Source organism: Acinetobacter equi (assembly GCF_001307195.1).
Taxonomy (GTDB): domain Bacteria; phylum Pseudomonadota; class Gammaproteobacteria; order Pseudomonadales; family Moraxellaceae; genus Acinetobacter; species Acinetobacter equi.
This window is the reverse complement of record NZ_CP012808.1, coordinates 657,214-679,711: the sequence shown is the minus strand read 5'-3', so window position 1 is coordinate 679,711 and position 22,498 is coordinate 657,214. Positions and strand designations below refer to the sequence as shown.

The following is a 22,498-nucleotide window of genomic DNA, read 5'->3' as shown; positions in this document are numbered from 1 at the left end:
TGAATACATAGTAAGCAAACAGTTGGATAGCTTATAGAGCTTAGTGATAAGGTGGCGTATAATGCGCGGCATTGTTATTAATCTCTGTGATTTATCACAGTTGACTGCGATCTGACGAAGACGTAGTGAATCATTAACAGAATATATTTGAGTTGAAATAATTTGTTCATACTCGTTAAAAGGAAGACTAAAGAAGTAATTCTGAAGTTGACTGATTAAATGAGTTACTAGCGAAATTAACTGAATCAAGCGTTTTGGTATATGAATCTAATTGAAGCTGTACTGTAGTTAAATCTACAAAACTCTAACTGTGGCGATTAAGTTCGCAACGCAACATTTTCACTTGTAGGAAATGGGCGACTGTTTGGGGTTGTATAGTCAAGTAATTAAGTGCATGTGGTGGATGCCTTGGCAGTCAGAGGCGATGAAAGACGTAATAGCCTGCGATAAGCTCCGGGGAGGCGGCAAATATCCTTTGATCCGGAGATTTCTGAATGGGGAAACCCACCTAGTATAAGCTAGGTATCGTAACATGAATACATAGTGTTACGAGGCGAACGAGGGGAAGTGAAACATCTCAGTACCCTTAGGAAAAGAAATCAATTGAGATTCCCTCAGTAGCGGCGAGCGAACGGGGAACAGCCCATTAAGTTATGTGTGTTTTAGTGGAATGCTCTGGGAAGTGCAACCATAGTAGGTGATAGTCCTGTACACGAAAGGGCACACATAATGATGTCGAGTAGGGCGAGGCACGTGAAACCTTGTCTGAATATGGGGGGACCATCCTCCAAGGCTAAATACTCCTGACTGACCGATAGTGAACCAGTACCGTGAGGGAAAGGCGAAAAGAACCCCTGTGAGGGGAGTGAAATAGATCCTGAAACCGCATGCATACAAGCAGTGGGAGCCGACTTGTTCGGTGACTGCGTACCTTTTGTATAATGGGTCAGCGACTTATATTCAGTAGCAAGGTTAACCGCATAGGGGAGCCGTAGGGAAACCGAGTCTTAATAGGGCGTTTAGTTGCTGGGTATAGACCCGAAACCAGGTGATCTATCCATGAGCAGGTTGAAGGTTGGGTAACACTAACTGGAGGACCGAACCCACTGTCGTTGAAAAGCCAGGGGATGACTTGTGGATAGGGGTGAAAGGCTAATCAAACTTGGTGATAGCTGGTTCTCCCCGAAAGCTATTTAGGTAGCGCCTCGGACGAATACCATTGGGGGTAGAGCACTGTTTCGGCTAGGGGGTCATCCCGACTTACCAAACCGATGCAAACTCCGAATACCAATGAGTACTATCCGGGAGACAGACTGCGGGTGCTAACGTCCGTAGTCAAGAGGAAAACAATCCAGACCGCCAGCTAAGGCCCCAAAATTATAGTTAAGTGGGAAACGATGTGGGAAGGCATAGACAGCTAGGAGGTTGGCTTAGAAGCAGCCACCCTTTAAAGAAAGCGTAATAGCTCACTAGTCGAGTCGGCCTGCGCGGAAGATGTAACGGGGCTAAAACTATATGCCGAAGCTGCGGATTTGCAATTTATTGCAAGTGGTAGGGGAGCGTTCTGTAAGCCGATGAAGGTGGATTGAGAAGTCTGCTGGAGGTATCAGAAGTGCGAATGCTGACGTGAGTAACGACAAAACGGGTGAAAAACCCGTTCGCTGAAAGACCAAGGGTTCCAGTCCAACGTTAATCGGGGCTGGGTGAGTCGACCCCTAAGGCGAGGCCGAGAGGCGTAGTCGATGGGAAATTGGTTAATATTCCAATACTTCAGTATAATGCGATGAGAGGACGGAGAAGGTTAAGTCAGCCTGGCGTTGGTTGTCCAGGTGGAAGGTTGTAGGCATGTATCTTAGGCAAATCCGGGGTACTCTATGCTGAGAACTGATAGCAAGCTAGTTTACTAGCGAAGTGGCTGATACCATGCTTCCAGGAAAAGTCTCTAAGCTTCAGTTATACTGGAATCGTACCCTAAACCGACACAGGTGGTCAGGTCGAGTAGACCAAAGCGCTTGAGAGAACTCTGCTGAAGGAACTAGGCAAAATGGTACCGTAACTTCGGGAGAAGGTACGCTGTTGTTGGTGATAGGACTTGCTCCTTGAGCTGATGACAGCCTCAGAAACCAGGCCGCTGCAACTGTTTATTAAAAACATAGCACTCTGCAAACACGAAAGTGGACGTATAGGGTGTGATGCCTGCCCGGTGCTGGAAGGTTAATTGATGGGGTTAGCGTAAGCGAAGCTCTTGATCGAAGCCCCAGTAAACGGCGGCCGTAACTATAACGGTCCTAAGGTAGCGAAATTCCTTGTCGGGTAAGTTCCGACCTGCACGAATGGCATAATGATGGCGGCGCTGTCTCCAGCAGAGGCTCAGTGAAATCGAATTCGCCGTGAAGATGCGGTGTACCCGCGGCTAGACGGAAAGACCCCGTGAACCTTTACTGCAGCTTGACATTGAACTTTGATCTTACTTGTGTAGGATAGGTGGGAGGCTTTGAAACCGAGACGCTAGTTTCGGTGGAGCCAATCTTGAAATACCACCCTGGTAATATTGAGGTTCTAACTCTGCTCCATTATCTGGAGCGAGGACCATGTCTGGTGGGTAGTTTGACTGGGGCGGTCTCCTCCTAAAGAGTAACGGAGGAGTACGAAGGTGCGCTCAGCGTGGTCGGAAATCACGCGTAGAGTATAAAGGCAAAAGCGCGCTTAACTGCGAGACCCACAAGTCGAGCAGGTACGAAAGTAGGTCTTAGTGATCCGGTGGTTCTGTATGGAAGGGCCATCGCTCAACGGATAAAAGGTACTCTGGGGATAACAGGCTGATACCGCCCAAGAGTTCATATCGACGGCGGTGTTTGGCACCTCGATGTCGGCTCATCTCATCCTGGGGCTGAAGCAGGTCCCAAGGGTATGGCTGTTCGCCATTTAAAGAGGTACGCGAGCTGGGTTTAGAACGTCGTGAGACAGTTCGGTCCCTATCTACCGTGGGCGCTGGAAATTTGAGAGGATCTGCTCCTAGTACGAGAGGACCAGAGTGGACGAACCTCTGGTGTACCGGTTGTGACGCCAGTCGCATCGCCGGGTAGCTATGTTCGGAAGGGATAACCGCTGAAAGCATCTAAGCGGGAAGCCTACCTCAAGATAAGATTTCCCTAGGACTATATGTCCTCTAAAGAGCCGTTGAAGACTACGACGTTGATAGGTTGGATGTGGAAGCATAGCGATATGTGAAGCTGACCAATACTAATTGCTCGTGAGGCTTGACTATACAACACCCAAACAGTTGTTGTATCAAGCATCAATTGATTCACAAATAATCAAAGAAACTTGATTTAGTTCTAAAGCTAGATACAATGAACACCTTAAATTAACTCAGATATACCTGTTAATAACTCATTTGAAGAAAGCTAGGCATCTAAGTAAGACCATAGCAAGTAATCATAAACAGTTGTGCTGGCGACAATAGCAAGAGTGAACCACCTGATCCCTTCCCGAACTCAGAAGTGAAACCTCTTAGCGCTGATGGTAGTGTGGGGTTACCCATGTGAGAGTAAGTCATCGCCAGCTCATTAATTCTAAAACACCCCCTTCAGATGAAGGGGGTGTTTTTTTATGTGAAAAAATAAATGAAAGAAATTTAAGGAATAAGTAGATCAATAAGAATTTGAAGAACATCATATAAAATTGATATTTTCCTATAAAATAGGATTAGATGAATGTATCAAATTAATGATAGTAGTGGAATGATTGAAATGGAACAAGAACAACTGGAAAGATCATGGCAATCTAAACTACAAGCGACAGTTTATATTCTATTATTTGTAATTCTTTTTGGCTGGTTGTTAAAAATAGGGCAAAACTTTTTACTCCCAGTACTGATTGCTATTATTTCTATGTATATTTTAGTGACTTTGACAGATTGGTTAGGTCGGCTATGGATATTAAAATATACTCCAGAATGGTTTCGTCGAATTATTGTTGTAATAGGATTTGTTATTTTTACGCTTGGTTTTAGCCATATTGTTATTGTAACAGGTGAACAAATTCTTTCTGCTGCACCGACTTATCAGCATAATTTAGAAAAAATGGTACAACAATTAGGCATTAAATATGGTTGGGCACAAGATGCTGATTGGAATTCTATTCGTGAATTGACGATTGATCGCATTAATATGCAAACAGTTATTTCATATTTAATTACAACAATTACATCTTTTTCGAGTATGGTGGTTTTAATTATTGTATATGCGATGTTTTTAATTGCTGAAAAGGGAAGATTTGCAGATAAATTAAGCAAAGCCTTTCCAAATGGACGTGCAGATAGAACAAAAAACATTCTAATTGATATTAATAAAAAGATTGGTGATTATCTTGCAGTTAAAACTTTGATTAATATTATTTTAGCTGTGATTTGTTTTATTATTTTATGGATATTCGGTGTTGAATATGCCTTATTTTGGGCATTAATTATTGGAATTTTAAATTATATTCCTTATATCGGTTCTCTTCTTGGAGTTATTTTTCCAGTTTCTTTGGCTTTAGTACAGTTTGGTTCAATTCAAATCACGATAGTGATTGCTATTCTTTTAACGATTGCTCAAATGTATGTTGGAAATGTTTTAGAGCCTAAGATGATTGGAAAACAAATCAATCTCTCTGCATTTGTTGTTCTTGTTTCATTGTCATTATGGTCATCTTTATGGGGTATTGCAGGTGCAATTCTTGCAATTCCATTAACTTCAATTGTCATCATTATTTTAGCTGAATTTCAAACGACAAGACCTTACACACTTTTACTTATGGATAATATTGAAGATTAATAATTTATTATCTGAAATTATTTAAATAATATGAGTTTATGAATTTCTTGGGATAATCAGTTACATTTTTAAGTTTTGTGTAAATTATAATCAAGCAAAGTGAGTTGAATTCATGGTAAAATGATCAGCTCTCATCTTTTTGATCTTTTCTGATCTTCCACTTGCCAGCCGAGAATTGCTAGCCATGTCTACTGCTTATACCGCTCAGACTGCGCCGAAGGCGTTGTTTGATTACGACAAATATTGGGCGTCATGTTTTGAACCCGCACCATTTTTGCCGACATCACGGGAGGAAATGGATCAACTTGGTTGGGACAGTTGTGATTTCATTTTAGTCTGTGGTGATGCGTATATCGATCATCCATCTTTTGTTTCAGGTATCATTGGTCGAGTTGTTGAGGCGCAAGGTTTTCGTGTAGGAATTATTCCTCAACCGGATTGGACAAATGTTGAATCATTCCGTGTTTTAGGAAAACCAAATATTGCTTGGGGTGTAACCGCAGGTAATATGGATTCAATGATTAATCGTTATACGGCAGATCGTAAAATTCGTTCTGATGATGCTTATTCACCAGATAATGTTCCAAATAAACGTCCAGACCGTGCAGCTACAGTATATTGCCAACGTGTACGTGAAGCCTATCCAGATGTTCCTGTTTTATTAGGTGGTATTGAAGCTTCACTTCGTCGTATTGCACATTATGACTATTGGTCAGATAAAGTTCGTCGCTCAGTCTTAATGGATTCTAAAGCCGATCTTTTGATGTATGGTAACGGTGAACGCTCAATCATTGAGATTATGCACCGTTTAGCACGTGGCGAAAAAATTGTAGATATCACAGATGTTCGTGGTACTGCATTTATTGTAAATAAAAACAATCGTGCAGCAAAAGCTCAATTTGTTGAGATTGCATCTAATGATGTAGATACCATCGGTCGTGTTGATCCAATTATCAACCCATATGTAATGACTGAAGATATTGATGGTTGTGAAATTGAAAAAGATAACACCACAACAAGTCAGTATCAAAATTTCCAAAAAGAGATTGTTGCAAATCCAATTGTACGCGCTGGCGATGATTTGGATGAAGATACTCAAATTGTTCAATTAAAATCTGCATCAAAAGCGATTAAACATAAATTACCACCACGTGAATTAGCAGTTATTCGTCTACCTTCTTTTGAAGAAGTAACAGATGATCCTGTTCTTTATGCACATGCAAACCGTATTTTGCATTTAGAAACGAATCCTGGAAATGCACGTGCTTTAGTACAAAAGCATGGTGAACGTGATGTTTGGATTAATCCACCACCAATTCCGCTAACAACGGAAGAAATGGATTACGTATTTGATTTACCTTATGCACGTTTACCACATCCAATGTATGGCGATGCGAGATTCCCTGCATTTGATATGATTAAGTTCTCTGTCAATATCATGCGTGGTTGTTTTGGTGGATGTACATTCTGTTCAATTACAGAACATGAAGGTCGTATTATTCAAAACCGTTCTGAAGAATCAATTTTACGTGAAGTTGAAAATATTCGTGATACAGCACCAGGTTTTACAGGCATCATTTCAGATTTAGGTGGCCCGACTGCCAACATGTATCGTTTGGCATGTAAAGATCCTGAAATTGAAAAGAACTGTCGTAAGCCATCATGTGTATTCCCAGGGGTATGTCAAAACCTACATACAGATCATGCACCATTGACACAGTTATATCGTAAAGCACGTGCAATTAAAGGTATTAAGAAGATTCTCATTGGTTCAGGTCTACGTTATGACCTCGCGGTATTGAATCCTGAATATGTCAAAGAGCTTGTAACTCATCACGTTGGTGGTTACTTAAAAATTGCACCAGAGCATACCGAAAAAGGTCCACTCAATAAAATGATGAAGCCGGGTATTGGGACTTATGATCGCTTCAAACAAATGTTTGATCGTTTCAGTAAGGAAGCTGGTAAGGAACAGTATTTAATTCCTTATTTTATTGCAGCACATCCAGGTACCACTGATTACGATATGATGAACCTTGCAATTTGGTTGAAGAAGAATGGTTTCCGTGCTGATCAAGTACAAACTTTCTATCCATCACCAATGGCAACAGCAACAACGATGTATTACACAGGTAAGAATCCACTTGCTAAAGTGGCTCGCTATACTGAAAATGTCGATATTGTAAAAGGTGAAAAACGTCGTCGTTTACATAAAGCATTCTTACGTTATCATGATCCAAATAACTGGCCGTTATTACGTGAAGCTTTAAAAGAAATGGGGCGTCAGGATTTGATTGGTAATTCAAAGCAGCATTTGATTCCGACTTATCAACCTGCAGGTGGTGAAGGGCAGTATCAATCTGCACGTAAGAAAAATTCAACTGTTGCGGGCGATTCAGCAAAACGTAATAGTGATAAGAGTGTTCAATCACGTTCATCAAATACTAAAAAGCGCCCTGAACGTGGTCAAATTTTGACGCAACATACAGGTTTACCACCACGTGAAACAGGTGATGCGAAGAAACCTTTTGGTGGTCCAAAGCCAAAAGGAAAATCGAAATCACGTGCTTAAATAATCTTATATAAAAAGAGGAAGATCATGTGATCTTCCTCTTTTGTTTACAATAAATATCAAGTAATTCTTCTTTTAACTATTGCTCATTTATACTCAAGTCATATACATTAAATGGTGTATTTGTGTTTAATTTAGGCTGAATACATAGATAACAATAGATTTTAATATTTCATTTGAATCATAAGAAATAGGTTTATTTTTAATTAATTTTGGAGGGATTAAAAAGTAAAAATAACTTAAAAATGGATATAAATAAAAGAAAGGGATGAATCAATGCTAATTTATATTTTGTGCGGAATTCTGTTACTTGTGGTGGGTTTAATCGTTGCCATTAAAGGATTGAGAGTAAAACATTCGCTTCAAGATAGTATTTTGAAACAGCGTGCGATATTCAAGACACAGCATCAACTTACTTTTATACGCTTGAAACAATTATTACCACATTGTTCGATTCTAGCTCATGTATCTTATGATTCCTTATTAACGACAAAGTTCGCTCATACACGAGAAAAGTATAAAACAATGATTGCTGATTTTGTAGTTTTAGATGTGAATTATCATGTGATGGTTATTATTAATTTGGATACAGTATTAACGACAAAGCGGGTAAGGGAAGTCAGATATGAGGAAGAGATTTTAAAGTCTGCTGGCTATAAAGTATTACACTATAAAATATTGCCAGAATTAGATGATTTAATATCAGGATTAGCTCAATTTACTCCGAGAAAATTGACCTCAGTAGATCAGCAGTATAAAAAACTAGAATTTCTTGGACAGATTCCAACAGTTAAAATTGTTTTATAGAGGTTAAAAAAGCATGTGGTTGCATGCTTTTTTTGATGTCAGATAATATTTAAGGTTTTACAGCAACAACTGTCATTTCAACCAATACGTTCGGCTTATACATTTTTGCTTCAACACATGTTCTTGGCAATGCTTCGATATCTGAAACCCAAGCATCCCAGACTTCATTCATCGCATCATAGTCATTTTCAATATCTTTAATAAAAATCATGACAGAAAGAATATTGCTTTTATCTGTGCCAGCATCTGCTAAAAACTGGTCGATATAATCTAATGTTTGTTGTGTTTGACCTTTAATGTCTAAACTTAAATCCGAAGCTAATTGCCCAGCTAAGTGTACTAAATTTCCAGCAATAGCAATTTCAGAAAAGCGTTTTTGTACATGCAAGCGTTTGACAGCCATATAAAATTAATCCTGATGTTTAGGCATAAATGCAGCCGCAATTGTTGTGAGTAAGCAACCTACTGCAAGGTAAATCGCAACATAGTGCCATGAACCATTTCCCCAGATGACTAAGGATGCTGCAATAAATGGGGTAAATCCACCACCAATAATACTCGCAACTTGATAGCCAACACCAGCACCACTATATCGGTATTCTGTACCAAACAATGAGGTGAAAATAGGTTGTTGTACGCTTACAACCATGTCATGTGCGACATTTGCTAATAAAATAGCAAATAAAATAATCATCCATGTATTTTTTGCATCGAGTGCCATAAAAAATGGAAAGGCACATACGGCACCGATTAATCCACCAATGATACACATTTTTTGATGATCAAAACGGTCTGCAATCCAAGCAAATAGTGGAATACTAAAGCAACTTACAGCACCAACTAGGAGAGTAATATTAAGAAAGAATTGCTTATCCATGCCTAAATTATTTGTGGAATAACTAATCGCAAAATTAGTCACCAAATACATAGTTAAGAGTTCAGCAAAACGAATCGCGATAATATAGAAGAAGGCTTTAGGATGTTTTGTGATGGCTTGTAAAATTGGGAGTTTTTTAGGTTTTTGGTCTGCTTTAACTACTTTTTCAATGAATTCTTGAGATTCATCTTGCCCATGACGAATCCACATTGCAATTGCAACTAATACAATACTTGCAATAAATGGTATGCGCCATGCCCATTCAGCAAATGCTACTTCACCTAAGAAATGGATGATGAGAGAAACAGCTCCAGTTGATAGCACTAAGCCAACACCAAAACCAACCTGTACCCCACTGCTATAAAAAGCTTTCTTACCTTCAGGTGCATTTTCTACAGCCATTAATGCAGCACCACCCCATTCACCACCAACGGCAAAGCCTTGTAAAGCTCTTAGTGTGACTAAAAGAATGGGAGCCCACCATCCAATGGTTTCAAAATTTGGTAGAAATCCAATACCAACAGTTGCTAAGCCCATCATAATGACGGTTATGACGAGCATTTTTTTGCGACCAAGTTTATCGCCATAATGTCCAAAAACGACACCGCCTAAAGGACGAAATAAAAAGCCAACACCAAACGTTGCAAGTGCAGCTAAAGTGCCCATATTGTCGCCAATACTTGGAAAAAATTGATCTTTGAAGATCAGAGCAGCAACAATGCCATAAAGTAAAAAATCGTACCAATCGACGACAGCACCAACAAAACTACTTAAAGCAGCTTTACGTGCACGTTGTTCTGAATTTGGATTTAAATTTGAAGAAGAGATATTCGCAGTAGACATGCAAAGGAAGGTTCCATGATTGACAACAGAGTTGTCCCATAATTTTTGGATTTGATCGTCACTTAAATCACAGGACAATATGCTGAAAGTAAAGGTGATTTTCAGCATCTCAGCGCATACATGGATAATGCATCGCGCAGATAGATTACTCTAAAAATAATGATTGTGAATAGTGAGATGATAATTTTTTATTTATTTGTGTTAAAAATAAACAATTATATATGAATTTTATTTTACTAAATCTTATGTTTTTTATTAAAAATCATAATATTAATCCCATAAAGAAAGTTGTGGCTGTACTTCATTTGATAGTTGATATAAACCGACCCCAACCAATCTAAATTGATCTGTTGCTGGAATATGCATTTCACTTAAAAGAATATAGAGTACTTTTTCGAGTTCTACTTTGTTTGATAAAGGATGTTTAAAACTTTTACTATGTTGTAAAACTTGAAAATTTTTCAGTTTTAATTTGGCTGAGACGCCACGTGCAAAGAGTTGTTTTTTTTCAAGGCTTTCCCAAACTTGGTCAATGAGTTTAGACCAATAAGGCAGGCATTGTTCTAATGTAAAATCATCATCAAATGTAGTTTCTTTTGAAATTTGTTGACGCTCTCTGTGTCCTTCAACAGCTCTATTATCGATTCCTTGCGCATATAAATAAAGCTGTTGACCATATTTACCAAAGTTTTGAATTAAAAAAGCTTCTTCAATTTTTTGTAAATCACCTAAAGTTTCTAATTGCATATTTTTTAACTTTTCATAAGTGACTCTGCCTACACCTGGGATTTTTTTTAATGGTAATTGTTGAATAAAATTTTGTACTTGGGACGGTTTTATGACACAAATACCATTTGGTTTGTGCCAGTCTGATGCGATCTTTGCAAGAAACTTATTTGGCGCAACACCTGCAGAAGATGTCAGCCCTGTAGTTTTAAAAATATCTGAGCGGATACATTGAGCAACTTCAGTTGCGCTGGGAATATTTTTTAAGTTTTCAGTGACATCTAAGTAAGCCTCATCTAATGAAAGAGGTTCTATTAAATGAGTATATTGTTTAAAAATATGATGAATTTGTGCTGAAACAGCACGATATTTTTCAAAATTAGGCTCAATCACAATGACCTGAGGACAGCGCTTTTTTGCTTGGCTCATGGGCATAGCAGAACGTAGTCCAAACTCACGAGCAGGATAAGAGGCTGCGGCTATAACTGCACGAGGATGATGTGATGAAATCACAACAGGTAAACCGATTAAATCGGGTCGATCACGTAGTTCAACAGACGCATAAAAAGCATCCATATCAATATGAATGATTTTTCTCATAAATGTAAAAGTGCTTAAATTTAAATCAGTATCTCATGTTATATAACGGCTGAGAAGTTAAGAGCGAATAGATCGCGACATAGCTTGTCATTTATTTTTGTATATATAGATGATAAAAGGCTATGGAGATGCTTGTGAAATTTTGTTTTGCTTTAGAAATTCCCCCCAATCTTTTTCATCACCATTAAAGACATTTAAGTCGACCGTTTTTTTTATACCTAAAATTTTGCCTTTATTAGTATGCTGCCAAAATAACCAAGATGGATCATTTTTCAGATTTGGTTTACCTTGGTATTCTCTCACCCAAAGTGGTGTTTGTTTAAAATTGTCTGCTAAGACAATGTTATAAAAAGATTTTGAAATATAAAAAATGGGTTGTTTTTCGTAATGTTCATACAATTTATCATGCATGATTTGAATTTCTTGTAATAGCTGTTCTTTGGTAAAAGTATTAATACAATTGCTGTCATATTCTAAATCAATGACAGGCGGGAGAGCATTTTCTTTTTTTGGAACAGTTTCAATAAAATTATTCGCTTGAATACGACCATCTTTGCAGAGACGATAAAAATGATAAGCACCGACTAAAAAGCCATTTTCTCGAGCTTGTAGCCAGTTGTCTGAAAATTTACGATCTTTAAAATCACCACCTTCAGTTGCTTTTAAGTAAACGAATTTATAGCGTGTTGGTGAGATTTTATTCCATTGAATATCACCTTGATGATGTGATACATCAAAACCATAAATGGTATATTCATTAGCTAAGGTATTTTGAGGATAAATAAAAAGATAGAGGCACAATGCAATAATAAGGCTACTTAATCCGAACAAAGAGCCCCAAAAGGTTTTTGAAAGTCTGCGTAGTTTAGGTTTTGTCATAATTTTGACTGTATGATCTATCGAAATAGATCATACGCTGATTCAGGTCTATACACTATTTTGATTTTATTAAAATCAGTCTTTAGTTTCTTTTGGAATATTCCAAAAAATAAGGGCGGTAATAATATTAATTAAACCTAAGCAAATTAGAGTTGCATGAAATGCTGTTGTAACTTGTGCTGCACCAAAATGATCTTCAAAGATATTGACCAACGTTCCAGCTAAGGCTACGCCAATACTCATAGAAAGCATCATAATCATAGATAAGAAGCTATTTCCACTACTTGCATCTTGTTGAGGCAAATCTTTTAAAGTTAGGGTATTCATTGCGACAAATTGAATAGAGTTTAAAATACCAAAAATGAGGAAGTGGATTGTTCTAAGCCATATTGGGACTTCTGCTGTGCTGAATGCAAAACTTGCAATACAAATACCAACTAACAATGTATTAATTAAAAGTACATTGCGATAGCCAAATTTTTGAATAATTGGACGAATAATTGGTTTTGATATTAGTGAGCCGATAATGGTCGGAATCATTAAAATTCCTGTCACTAAGGGCGAAAAACCAAAAGCAACTTGTAGCATAAGTGGCAAAATAAATGGCATGGAATTGCCACCTAAGCGAGCAAAAAAATTACCTAAAATACCTATAGCATAAATTTTATTGGTAAATAATCGACTACGGAAAAGAGCATTTTCATGTGTATGAGCATGCAATGCATAAAGCAAAGAACTACCAATTCCAATGACAATTAATAGAATGCATGACCAGTAAGAATAGCGTGGATCTGAAAAATTTTCGACACCTAACGATAATCCGATCATTCCAATGATAAGCAGAATAAAACCCTTAAAATCAAATAGTCGAACAGTTGGCTCAGTGATGTTTGGCATCGCTTTAATGGTCATAAATACACCTAATATTCCCATTGGAATATTAATGAGAAAGATCCAATGCCATGTGGTGACTTCAACAATCCAACCACCAAGTGTAGGACCAATCATTGGACCGATTAGACCAGCAAGGCTCATTAAGCTCATTGCAGCAAGAAATTGAGATCTTGGAATGATTTTAAGCATTGCTAAACGACCAACGGGGAGAAGTAATGCTCCACCAATGCCTTGAATTACACGATAAACCAAGAGCTCATTTACACTGGTTGACATTCCACAGCCTAGAGATGCCAAAGTGAAAATCACAATTGCCATAAAGTAAGTATTACGAGCACCAAAACGATCGGCTAACCATCCACTCAGTGGTATACAGGCTGCCATCGCTAAAACATAAGCTACGATTACACTATGCATTTCCAGTGGATTTTCATTTAGATCTTTTGCCATAGCAGGGAGGGCAGTATTTACGATAGAGCTATCAAGCCCCTGCATAAAAAAGCCAATAGAGACTAAAAGCACAAGTAATCTAAATTCAGGTTGTAATGGCTGATGTTCGGCTGTTGTATTCATAGGCAATCGAGGAACTTTCTAGATTTGGTTATATACCATTTTTCAAGATAGAAATTGGTAATATTCTTTATATAACGAATAAAAATGTCTTTAAAATAAAAAACGTAGAGAATTTGTGAAGATACTTAAAGATAATTCGCATTAAATAAAAAAAGTGATAAATATGCTTCGTATAAATGTCATAAGAATGAAATAATACTGTCATATTCTTAATCCAATTTTAGCCAGCCTGAGTGGTTCTTGCTTTGCAAAGGTTCAAATCAATATGACAATTGAAATTTTGATGGTAGTAGGCTTTTGTTTAGCTGCATATTCAATCGTTGGAAATGATGTTCCTCAAACCTTAGGAACATTTATTTCATCTAATGCACACCGACCATGGTGGATTTTGTGGATATATATTAGCACTATTCTAGCCGTTGTTTTGTTATATGGATGGTGGGCTTCAGGTGTTGGTGATGCATCTTACGGTCGATTGGAAACAATTCCTTTCCCTGAAGGTGGTATTACATGGTTGTATATTATTCCACCTATTTTGCTTATTTTATTAACTAAATATGGTATTCCAGTTAGTACAACATTTTTAGTACTGACCATTTTCTCTCCCGCGAGCCTTGGCTCGATGATGATTAAATCAATGATGGGTTATGCTGTAGCCTTCATTGTTGCGATTATTGTTTATCGCTTTGTCATTAAAAAAGTTGCTCAATATTTTGCTAAAACGAGAGATAAAGAACCTGCTCAAATTTGGATTGCATTACAGTGGATTTCGACTGCTTTCCTTTGGAGTCAATGGTTAATTCAAGATTTAGCGAATATTTTTGTTTATGTTCCGCGTCAAGTTCCATTTGAATTTCTTATCTTTGCTATTTTAGTTTTTATTGTATTGCTTGGTGTTATTTTATATCAGCGTGGCGGTGCAATTCAGAAAATTATTGATACAAAAACAGGTGTTACAGATATTCGTTCAGCGACGATTATTGACTTTATTTATGCATTCATTCTACTTATCTTTAAAGAGTGGAGTAATATTCCAATGAGTACGACATGGGTATTCTTAGGTTTATTAGCAGGACGTGAGTTTGCAATGTCAATGATGTTGAATGAAGTGAACAAACACCGAACTTCGCGCAATGTAAGTAAAGATGCTATGAAGTTAATGTTTGGTCTAGCAATGTCTATTATTTTAGCAACAACATTACCTGCATTTTATGATTTTGTAACCCATTGGGGCAAATGATGTTCTAATGGTTTAAAAGAAAAAGCGAGCTTATAGGCTCGCTTTTTTATGTCGTGCAGATTGATCAAATGATGACTTGTTTTGGACAATCTAGATTTTGTAATGCATTAAAAATTTGTTGAGATGAGTTACAAACAATAAGTTTTGCACGGTGTTGTGGTGGTAAGAAACCTTCTGTAACTGCATGATCTAATTGCTGAATTAAGGGGTTATAAAAGCCATTAACGTTATAAATCATCATCGGTTTTTGATGTTGATTGAGTTGCCCCCATGTTGCAACTTCTAAAATTTCTTCAAATGTACCTAATCCACCAGGTAAGGCAATAAATGCTGATGCACGTTCTGCCATCAAGGCTTTACGTTCATGCATGGTTTTTACAATATGTAATTCTGTTAAATTATGATGAGCAATTTCATAATCCAGCATAAATTCAGGAATAACACCAATAGCTTCTCCGCCGTGCTGTACAACGGTATCGGCAACTTGCCCCATTAAGCCAATACTTGCACCACCATAAACTAAACCAAAACCATGATTTGCTAAGCCCTTCGCAAGTGCAATTGCTTTTTCTTGATAGACTGGGTTATTCCCCGATCGGGAACCACAATAAAGTGCAATTAAAGTTTGAGTAGTTTTAGGTGGTGGATTTGTAATATCTTCTGTCATTTCTAATATACAATTCATTCTGTTTCTTCACCTTATCACTTTCCTTATTTTGACTCTAGCATATGCAAAAAATATGACAATTTGATGGTGATGAGATAATAATCAATAAAAAGAGATGATAAAGATAAAAATCTTTTTTATACTGAAACAGTGTTTCACAACAATAGATTTGACATGGGTAGTGATAGTTGGTGCTCCAACAAAATTCAAACCATTGAAATAAATAAAATTTCATATTTTAGAAATAATCATATAAATGATTTTCTTCCTTTTTTTACATGCCTCGTTATAGCTCAGGAGATTAACGCATCATGATCTTCGAGTGGATGTCTGATCCTGCTGCATGGGTCGGTTTATTAACATTGGTTATTCTAGAAATTGTTCTAGGTATTGATAACCTTGTTTTCATTGCAATTTTGGCAGAAAAACTTCCTCCTGAACAAAGAAATAAAGCACGTATTGTCGGCTTATTATTTGCTTTAGGTATGCGCTTAGTTTTACTTGCATCTATTGCATGGGTCGTCACTTTAACTACGCCACTTTTCCATATTTTTGGTCACCCATTTTCAGGACGTGATCTTATTCTTTTATTTGGTGGGGTTTTCTTACTCTTTAAAGGAACGATGGAATTACGTGAACGTTTAGAAGGCGTTGCAGCGCATAAAGAAGAAAATCCTGTACACGCAACATTTTGGATGGTGATTATTCAAATTGTTGTACTTGATGCGGTGTTCTCTTTAGACAGTGTTATTACTGCGGTTGGTATGGTGAAAGACCTATCAGTGATGATGATTGCGGTCATTATTGCTGTTGGTATTATGCTTTGGGCTTCTAAACCATTGATGGATTTTGTAAACCGTCATCCGACAGTAGTGATTTTATGTCTCTGTTTCTTAATGATGATTGGTTTCTCATTGCTTGTAGAAGGTTTTGGTTACCATATTCCTAAAGGTTATTTATATGCAGCCATTGGTTTCTCGGTATTGATTGAATTCTTAAATCAAACAATGCGCCGTAACCAAGAGAAAATGGTCACAACCACTGACTTACGTTACCGTACTGCATCTGCCGTTATGCGTATGTTAGGGGGGAAAAGTGCAAGTAATGAATCGAATAATGACAATCATGAAGATGTATTGGCAACACGTGCATTTGCGGATGAAGTCTTTGATGAGGAAAATGGGGTTTATCATAGTGTGATGGTACAAGGTGTACTCGGTTTATCTGAGCGACCTGTAAAATCTGTGATGACACCACGACCAGAACTTGAATGGATTGATTTAGACGAATCTGAAGAGGAAATTAAAGAAAAACTCTTGAGTATGACGCATTCACGTTTAATCGTTGCACATGGTGAATTAGATAATTTGGCAGGTGTTGTACCGACTCATAAAATTATGAATGAGTATATTGAAACAGGTAAATTAAACTTTGCGGAACATTTACGAGAACCTGTTATTGTTCATGAAAATGCACAAGTTTTAATGGTGGTAGAACAATTACGTCAGGCACCATTGCAAATTGCGATTGTTTTAAATGAATATGGTTCTATTGAAGGGATCGCAACACCAATTGATGTACTTGAAGCCATTGCTGGTGAATTCCCAGATGAAGATGAAACAGATACCGCAGCAGAAAGCTTAGATGATGGAACATTAATGCTTGAAGGTTCAACGGATATTCGTCATGTTTCATTATTATTAGGATGTGACTTGGTTGATGAATCTGAACAATATTCAACATTATCAGGCTATATTTTATTCCACTTAGGGCGTTTACCTGAAAGTGGTGCAAAATGTGAAGCTGATGGATATATCTTTGAAGTAGTCACAATGGATGGTCACAAAATAGATAAAGTTCATATTCTTCCTCAAGAGAAAAAACCTCAAAAGCATTAAGTTTTTTATTGATTTGCTTTGATAAAATAGCCCATATAATTGGGCTATTTTTTATGGAATTTTAAATGTCAGAACAGCAATGTCCTTGTGGATTAGGTAATTATTCAAGTTGTTGTCAGCCATTACATTTAGGTCAACAAAAAGTACTGAGTGCCACGCAACTTATGCGCTCAAGATATAGTGCATTTGCTTTACAAGAAATTGATTATATTGTGAAAACAACAGCCTTACAGCAACAGCAATATTTAGATGTTCCTGCAATTGCTGAATGGAGTAAAAGTAATCAATGGTTAAAATTAGAAATCGTACAAACACAAGAAAAAGTTGATAAAAATCATGCACTCGTAGAGTTTAAGGCGCATTACCATGATGGTGAAAAAGTACAAGAACATCATGAAATTTCATACTTTGTAAAGTTTGATGAAACTTGGTATTTCTTAGATCCAACTGTAGAACAAGCCTTTACGATGAAACAACCTTGTTTATGTGGTTCTTCTAAGAAATTTAAGCAATGTTGTGCACAATTTTTGTAACTTTTTAGTGCGTAATAGCTTAGAATAACGCCCATCAATAACCCTATACGGAATCAGGGCGATGTTGCTTACCGTTATTTATATTATCGCAATTACGGCCGAGGCTATGACAGGCGCGTTGTCTGCTGGTCGGCGAAGTATGGATTGGTTTGGTGTAACCTTAATTGCATGCGTGACTGCACTCGGTGGTGGGTCAGTACGTGATGTATTGTTAGGGCATTATCCATTGACTTGGGTAAAACATCCTGAATATCTTGTATTAACGTGCTGTGCTGCTTTTATCACCATTATTATTGCAAAATGGATGCGTCATTTACGCAATATTTTCTTAATATTAGATGCCTTAGGTCTTATTGGGTTTACCATTATTGGGTGCCAAATTGCATTGGAAATGGGGCATGGTTTTGTAGTTTGCGCTGTTGCTGGTGTATTAACTGGAGTGTCAGGTGGTATTTTACGAGATATTCTGTGTAACGATGTTCCTTTAGTATTCCGCCGTGAACTGTATGCCAGCATTTCCTTTGTTGCCGTCATTTGTTATTGGGTGTGTGTTGAAATTGGTTTATCGCTTGAATTAACCGTTATTGCGACATTAATTTTTGGTTTTACTTTACGTTTGATTGCGATTTATTTTGGTTTAGAAATGCCGAAATTTATTTATAAAGATGATGATGATCAATCTGCATCTTCAAAAGATTTGTCTTAATGATTTAAATTAATTATGTATAAAAGTGATCGACCAATGGTACGGTCACTTTTTCATATTCGTAGTATAACAATAGAAAAAATAATCAATCCTGTTGAGAAAGCAGCAATTCTCCTTTCACAAAATCAGAGCTCTTGGTATGGATTTAGTCTCACGTATACAACGCTTACCGATTGGTAAATTTCACTACACTTTGTTATTGGTTATCGGGCTGGGGTGGATGTTCGATGCAATGGATACAGGGTTAATCTCGTTCATTTTAGCTAAAATGGCAGAAGATTGGGCAATGACACCAACTGAAAAAGGTTGGGTCGTTTCAATTGGTTTTGTAGGAATGGCAATAGGTGCTGTTTTGTCTGGTGGTCTTGCAGATCGTATTGGGCGAAAAACAGTTTTTGCTGTAACTTTGGTTATTTACAGTATTGCAACTGCAGCATGTGCTTTTGCACCAAATTTAACTTGGTTATTGGTATTTCGTTTTATTGTCGGTTTAGGGTTGGGTGGTCAACTTCCTGTCGCAGTTACATTGGTAAGTGAATATATTCCAGCACATGTTCGAGGGCGTTTTATTGTCTTACTTGAAAGTTTTTGGGGATTAGGCTGGTTAGTTGCAGCATTAGTTTCTTATTTCGTGATTCCAAAGTTTGATTGGCATACCGCTTTTTTAATTGGTGGATTACCTGCTTTATATGCCATTGTGATTTGGAAGATGGTGCCAGAATCTATTCCATATTTAATTAATCGTGGAAGAGTTAAAGAAGCCCATGCATTGGTGAAGAAAATTGAAGCTCAATGTGGTGTTGAAGTTATTGAAATTTTTGAAGTTAAGCCCGTAGCAGAAAAACAAAGCATTTCTTTTACACAATTATGGTCAGGCATTTTTGTACGTAGAACGTTAATGTTATGGCTTATTTGGTTCGGAATTGTATATTCTTATTACGGTATTTTTACATGGTTACCGAGTCTTTTAGTCAAAGAAGGCTATACCATTGTTCAATCTTTTGAATATGTACTTGTTATGATTTTGGCACAATTACCAGGCTATATTGTTGCAGCATGGTTGGTTGAAAAATGGGGACGTAAGTTTACTTTAGCTGGTTTTATTGCAATGTGTGCTGTATCTGCATATTTCTTTGGACAGTCAGATAGTGTTGCTCTTATTGTTTTTTGGGGATGCTTAATGTCTTTCTTTAATTTGGGAGCATGGGGCGTACTTTATACATACACACCAGAACAATATCCAACCAATATTCGCGCTTTTGGTTCTGGTTGGGCAGCAGCAATTGGACGAATTGGCGGTATTGCAGCACCATTAGTCGTGACACATATGATGGTTATGGAAAATGGTTTTAGCCATGTATTTTTAATGTTTACCGTTGTACTTTTAGCAGTCGCAGCAGTAATTTTAATTCTTGGTGAAGAAACCAAAGGCAGACGACTAGAATCGATTGGAATGTAGAGCCGATGATTTTTTAGTTGAATGTTTTAGATAAAGTGGATAATTTTAAGCCATAAAGCATAAAATGTTGCAGAGTGTCACATCCGACGCTTGTATAGGATGCACCTGCGACATAGCATAAGAACTTAAACAGACAAATACTATTTTAGGATTAACAGTTGTTATGACAAGCCTTGCGCATCATGCGACAGAAAACCGTTCAGTAGCAGAATTTACCGAACAAGCATATTTAAATTACGCCATGTACGTGATTATGGATCGTGCATTACCACATATTAGTGATGGTCTTAAGCCAGTACAGCGACGTATTGTCTTTGCCATGAGCGAATTGGGGCTTAAACCAACAGGTAAACCGAAAAAATCTGCACGTACAGTTGGTGATGTTTTAGGTAAATATCATCCACATGGTGATTCTGCTTGTTATGAAGCCATGGTACTTATGGCACAGCCATTTAGTTATCGTTATCCTTTTGTAGAAGGACAAGGTAACTGGGGTTCACCTGATGATCCAAAATCATTTGCTGCAATGCGTTATACCGAAGCAAAACTTTCAGCATATAGCGATTTATTATTGTCTGAATTAGGTCAAGGAACTTGTGATTGGCAAGATAACTTTGATGGTTCACTCAAAGAGCCTGTTAGTTTACCTGCACGTGTACCCAATATCTTATTGAATGGTACAACAGGTATTGCTGTTGGTATGGCAACAGATATTCCTCCGCACAACTTAAAAGAAGTGATAAAAGGAACAATTGCACTGATTCGTAAGCCAGACTTGAGCGATGAAAAAGTTGCAGAATATATTCCAGGTCCAGATTTACCAACCAAAGCTGAAATTATTACGCCAGCAGCAGAGTTATTAAAAATACAATCGACTGGGCGTGGCAGTTACCGTATGCGTGCAGTTTATACGGTTGAAAAAAATGAAATTGTGATTACTGAACTACCGTATCAAGTTTCAGGTTCTAAAGTCATTACACAAATTGCTGATCAAATGCAGGCAAAAAAACTGCCATTGGTTACAGATTTACGTGATGAATCAGATCATAAAAATCCAACACGTTTGGTCATTGTACTTCGTTCAAATCGAATTGATGCAGAAGCGGTGATGAGTCATCTTTTCGCAACGACTGATTTAGAATCTAGCTATCGTGTGAATATGAATATGATTGGCGCTGATGGTCGTCCTCAGGTTAAGTCTATTCGTCGTATTTTATTAGAATGGATCGAAATTCGTAAAAATACAGTTACACGTCGTTTGCAATATCATTTGAATAAAATTGAAAAACGTTTACATATTTTGACAGGTTTAATTATTGCCTTTTTAAATATTGATGAAGTGATTCAAATTATTCGTGAAGAAGATCAGCCTAAGCCGATTTTAATGCAACGTTTTAATATTGATGAAATTCAAGCTGAAGCCATTTTAGAATTAAAGTTACGTCATTTGGCAAAACTTGAAGAAATGGAAATGCGCCGTGAACAAGAAGAATTAGAAGCACGTGCTGCTATTATTCGTGAACAATTAGCAAATCCAGAGTCTTTAAAATCTTTGATTATTGATGAGCTAAAAGAAGACGCTAAAAAATTCGGTGATGATCGACGTTCACCGATTGTCCTACGTGCAGAGGCAACTGCAATTAACGAACAAGATATGCTACCAGCAGATCCTGTGACCGTTGTATTGTCTGAAGCTGGTTGGATTCGTTCTGCTAAAGGACATGAAGTCGATGTTGAAAATCTAAATTATCGTGCTGGTGATAAGTATTTGAGTCATGCTCAAGGAAAATCAAATCAGCGTGTTTATATTTTAGATGAAGCAGGTCGTAGTTATGCGCTTGCAATTAATAATTTACCATCTGCACGCGGATTAGGTGAACCGTTGAGTTCTAAACTTTCTCCTGCAAATGGTATAGGCTTTAAGCAAGTGATTATTGCTGATGATGACGCTGAGTTTATTGTTGCAAGTAGTAAAGGTTATGGCTTTAAAACGCAAGCAAAACAGCTTGATACCAATGCTAAAGCTGGGAAAGCATTCTTAAGCTTACCTGAAGGTGCAGAGGTGATGAATTTAATTCAGCGTAATAATGCCACACATCTTGCTGTATTAAGTTCAGCGGGTCGAGTATTAGTGATTGATTTAGAAGATTTACCTTCTTTAAACAAAGGTAAGGGGAATAAATTAATACAACTTGATACCAAAGATAATATTGTAGCCATGACAACTTTAAATTTAGATGAAATAATTCAAGTTGTTTCAGGGCAACAACAACTAAAACTAAAAGGTGATGATCTCCTGAAATATGTTGGAAAAAGAGGCTCAAAAGGTCAGCTTTTACCACGGGGTTATCAAAAAGCAAATAAACTATTGATTCAAAATTAATACTGGCATCTTTGAATTAAA

At 37.3% G+C, this 22,498-nt stretch carries 15 protein-coding genes and 2 rRNA genes; 11 read left to right on the top strand and 6 right to left on the bottom strand.

Going from position 1 to position 22,498, the window contains the following annotated elements; all coding sequences use genetic code 11:
* Positions 1-376: 376 nt before the first annotated feature.
* The 5 genes from AOY20_RS03195 to AOY20_RS03175 all read left to right on the top strand — a co-directional run bounded on the left by AOY20_RS03195 (position 377) and on the right by AOY20_RS03175 (position 8,199).
* Positions 377-3,268: ribosomal RNA gene (locus AOY20_RS03195) — 23S ribosomal RNA — on the top strand.
* A gap of 184 nt (positions 3,269-3,452) precedes the next feature.
* Positions 3,453-3,567 (top strand): 5S ribosomal RNA (gene rrf, locus AOY20_RS03190).
* 149 nt (positions 3,568-3,716) lie between these two features.
* Positions 3,717-4,820, top strand: coding sequence for an AI-2E family transporter (locus AOY20_RS03185; protein WP_227510358.1), 1,104 nt, complete (start codon positions 3,717-3,719; stop codon positions 4,818-4,820).
* A 184-nt stretch (positions 4,821-5,004) separates the two neighbouring features.
* Positions 5,005-7,392, top strand: coding sequence for a YgiQ family radical SAM protein (locus AOY20_RS03180; RefSeq protein ID WP_054580521.1), 2,388 nt, complete (start codon positions 5,005-5,007; stop codon positions 7,390-7,392).
* Positions 7,393-7,668: 276 nt separating this feature from the next.
* The gene (locus AOY20_RS03175; protein ID WP_054580520.1) at positions 7,669-8,199 is read left to right on the top strand and encodes a DUF2726 domain-containing protein; all 531 of its coding nucleotides are present in this window, start codon (positions 7,669-7,671) and stop codon (positions 8,197-8,199) included.
* Positions 8,200-8,248: 49 nt separating this feature from the next.
* Here AOY20_RS03175 and AOY20_RS03170 read toward each other — a convergent pair whose 3' ends face one another.
* From AOY20_RS03170 to mdtD, 5 genes are all read right to left on the bottom strand, one after another.
* Entirely contained in the window at positions 8,249-8,602 is a 354-nt protein-coding gene (locus AOY20_RS03170) for a RidA family protein (protein WP_054580519.1), read from the bottom strand.
* 6 nt (positions 8,603-8,608) lie between these two features.
* Positions 8,609-9,919 carry a shikimate transporter gene (gene shiA, locus AOY20_RS03165; RefSeq protein ID WP_417855676.1) on the bottom strand — a complete coding sequence of 437 codons (1,311 nt, stop codon included), beginning with the start codon at positions 9,917-9,919 and terminating at the stop codon, positions 8,609-8,611.
* A gap of 270 nt (positions 9,920-10,189) precedes the next feature.
* Positions 10,190-11,245, bottom strand: coding sequence for a DNA polymerase IV (gene dinB, locus AOY20_RS03160; protein ID WP_054580518.1), 1,056 nt, complete (start codon positions 11,243-11,245; stop codon positions 10,190-10,192).
* Between the two features lie 120 nt (positions 11,246-11,365).
* Complete coding sequence (locus AOY20_RS03155; RefSeq protein WP_081403348.1) at positions 11,366-12,124, bottom strand: glycoside hydrolase family 25 protein; 759 nt, start codon at positions 12,122-12,124, stop codon at positions 11,366-11,368.
* 75 nt (positions 12,125-12,199) lie between these two features.
* On the bottom strand, positions 12,200-13,591 hold the full coding sequence (gene mdtD, locus AOY20_RS03150) for a multidrug transporter subunit MdtD (RefSeq protein ID WP_054580517.1): 1,392 nt from the start codon (positions 13,589-13,591) through the stop codon (positions 12,200-12,202).
* Between the two features lie 265 nt (positions 13,592-13,856).
* Between mdtD and AOY20_RS03145 the strand changes: the two genes are divergently transcribed.
* Positions 13,857-14,831, top strand: coding sequence for a hypothetical protein (locus tag AOY20_RS03145; RefSeq protein ID WP_054580516.1), 975 nt, complete (start codon positions 13,857-13,859; stop codon positions 14,829-14,831).
* A 64-nt stretch (positions 14,832-14,895) separates the two neighbouring features.
* On the opposite strand, the gene AOY20_RS03140 is transcribed toward AOY20_RS03145, so the two are convergent.
* Entirely contained in the window at positions 14,896-15,516 is a 621-nt protein-coding gene (locus tag AOY20_RS03140; protein WP_054580515.1) for an LOG family protein, read from the bottom strand.
* A gap of 293 nt (positions 15,517-15,809) precedes the next feature.
* Between AOY20_RS03140 and AOY20_RS03135 the strand changes: the two genes are divergently transcribed.
* The 5 genes from AOY20_RS03135 to parC all read left to right on the top strand — a co-directional run bounded on the left by AOY20_RS03135 (position 15,810) and on the right by parC (position 22,477).
* Positions 15,810-17,396, top strand: coding sequence for a TerC family protein (locus AOY20_RS03135; RefSeq protein ID WP_054580514.1), 1,587 nt, complete (start codon positions 15,810-15,812; stop codon positions 17,394-17,396).
* Positions 17,397-17,461: 65 nt separating this feature from the next.
* Positions 17,462-17,929 (top strand): YchJ family protein, encoded by a 468-nt coding sequence (locus tag AOY20_RS03130; protein ID WP_054580513.1) that lies wholly within the window; start codon positions 17,462-17,464, stop codon positions 17,927-17,929.
* 61 nt (positions 17,930-17,990) lie between these two features.
* Positions 17,991-18,635: a trimeric intracellular cation channel family protein gene (locus tag AOY20_RS03125; protein WP_054580512.1), complete on the top strand. Its 645-nt coding sequence runs from the start codon at positions 17,991-17,993 to the stop codon at positions 18,633-18,635.
* A 139-nt stretch (positions 18,636-18,774) separates the two neighbouring features.
* The gene (gene niaP, locus AOY20_RS03120; RefSeq protein WP_054580511.1) at positions 18,775-20,094 is read left to right on the top strand and encodes a niacin transporter NiaP; all 1,320 of its coding nucleotides are present in this window, start codon (positions 18,775-18,777) and stop codon (positions 20,092-20,094) included.
* A 163-nt stretch (positions 20,095-20,257) separates the two neighbouring features.
* Positions 20,258-22,477 carry a DNA topoisomerase IV subunit A gene (gene parC / locus AOY20_RS03115; protein ID WP_054580510.1) on the top strand — a complete coding sequence of 740 codons (2,220 nt, stop codon included), beginning with the start codon at positions 20,258-20,260 and terminating at the stop codon, positions 22,475-22,477.
* The last annotated feature ends 21 nt before the right edge of the window (positions 22,478-22,498 follow it).

Coding starts and splice junctions, on each gene's coding strand:
- AOY20_RS03185 (WP_227510358.1), top strand. CDS start 3,717: ATGTATCAAATTAATGATAGTAGTGGAATGATTGAAATGGAACAAGAA.
- AOY20_RS03180 (WP_054580521.1), top strand. CDS start 5,005: ATGTCTACTGCTTATACCGCTCAGACTGCGCCGAAGGCGTTGTTTGAT.
- AOY20_RS03175 (WP_054580520.1), top strand. CDS start 7,669: ATGCTAATTTATATTTTGTGCGGAATTCTGTTACTTGTGGTGGGTTTA.
- AOY20_RS03170 (WP_054580519.1), bottom strand. CDS start 8,602: ATGGCTGTCAAACGCTTGCATGTACAAAAACGCTTTTCTGAAATTGCT.
- shiA (WP_417855676.1), bottom strand. CDS start 9,919: ATGTCTACTGCGAATATCTCTTCTTCAAATTTAAATCCAAATTCAGAA.
- dinB (WP_054580518.1), bottom strand. CDS start 11,245: ATGAGAAAAATCATTCATATTGATATGGATGCTTTTTATGCGTCTGTT.
- AOY20_RS03155 (WP_081403348.1), bottom strand. CDS start 12,124: ATGACAAAACCTAAACTACGCAGACTTTCAAAAACCTTTTGGGGCTCT.
- mdtD (WP_054580517.1), bottom strand. CDS start 13,591: ATGAATACAACAGCCGAACATCAGCCATTACAACCTGAATTTAGATTA.
- AOY20_RS03145 (WP_054580516.1), top strand. CDS start 13,857: ATGACAATTGAAATTTTGATGGTAGTAGGCTTTTGTTTAGCTGCATAT.
- AOY20_RS03140 (WP_054580515.1), bottom strand. CDS start 15,516: ATGAATTGTATATTAGAAATGACAGAAGATATTACAAATCCACCACCT.
- AOY20_RS03135 (WP_054580514.1), top strand. CDS start 15,810: ATGATCTTCGAGTGGATGTCTGATCCTGCTGCATGGGTCGGTTTATTA.
- AOY20_RS03130 (WP_054580513.1), top strand. CDS start 17,462: ATGTCAGAACAGCAATGTCCTTGTGGATTAGGTAATTATTCAAGTTGT.
- AOY20_RS03125 (WP_054580512.1), top strand. CDS start 17,991: ATGTTGCTTACCGTTATTTATATTATCGCAATTACGGCCGAGGCTATG.
- niaP (WP_054580511.1), top strand. CDS start 18,775: ATGGATTTAGTCTCACGTATACAACGCTTACCGATTGGTAAATTTCAC.
- parC (WP_054580510.1), top strand. CDS start 20,258: ATGACAAGCCTTGCGCATCATGCGACAGAAAACCGTTCAGTAGCAGAA.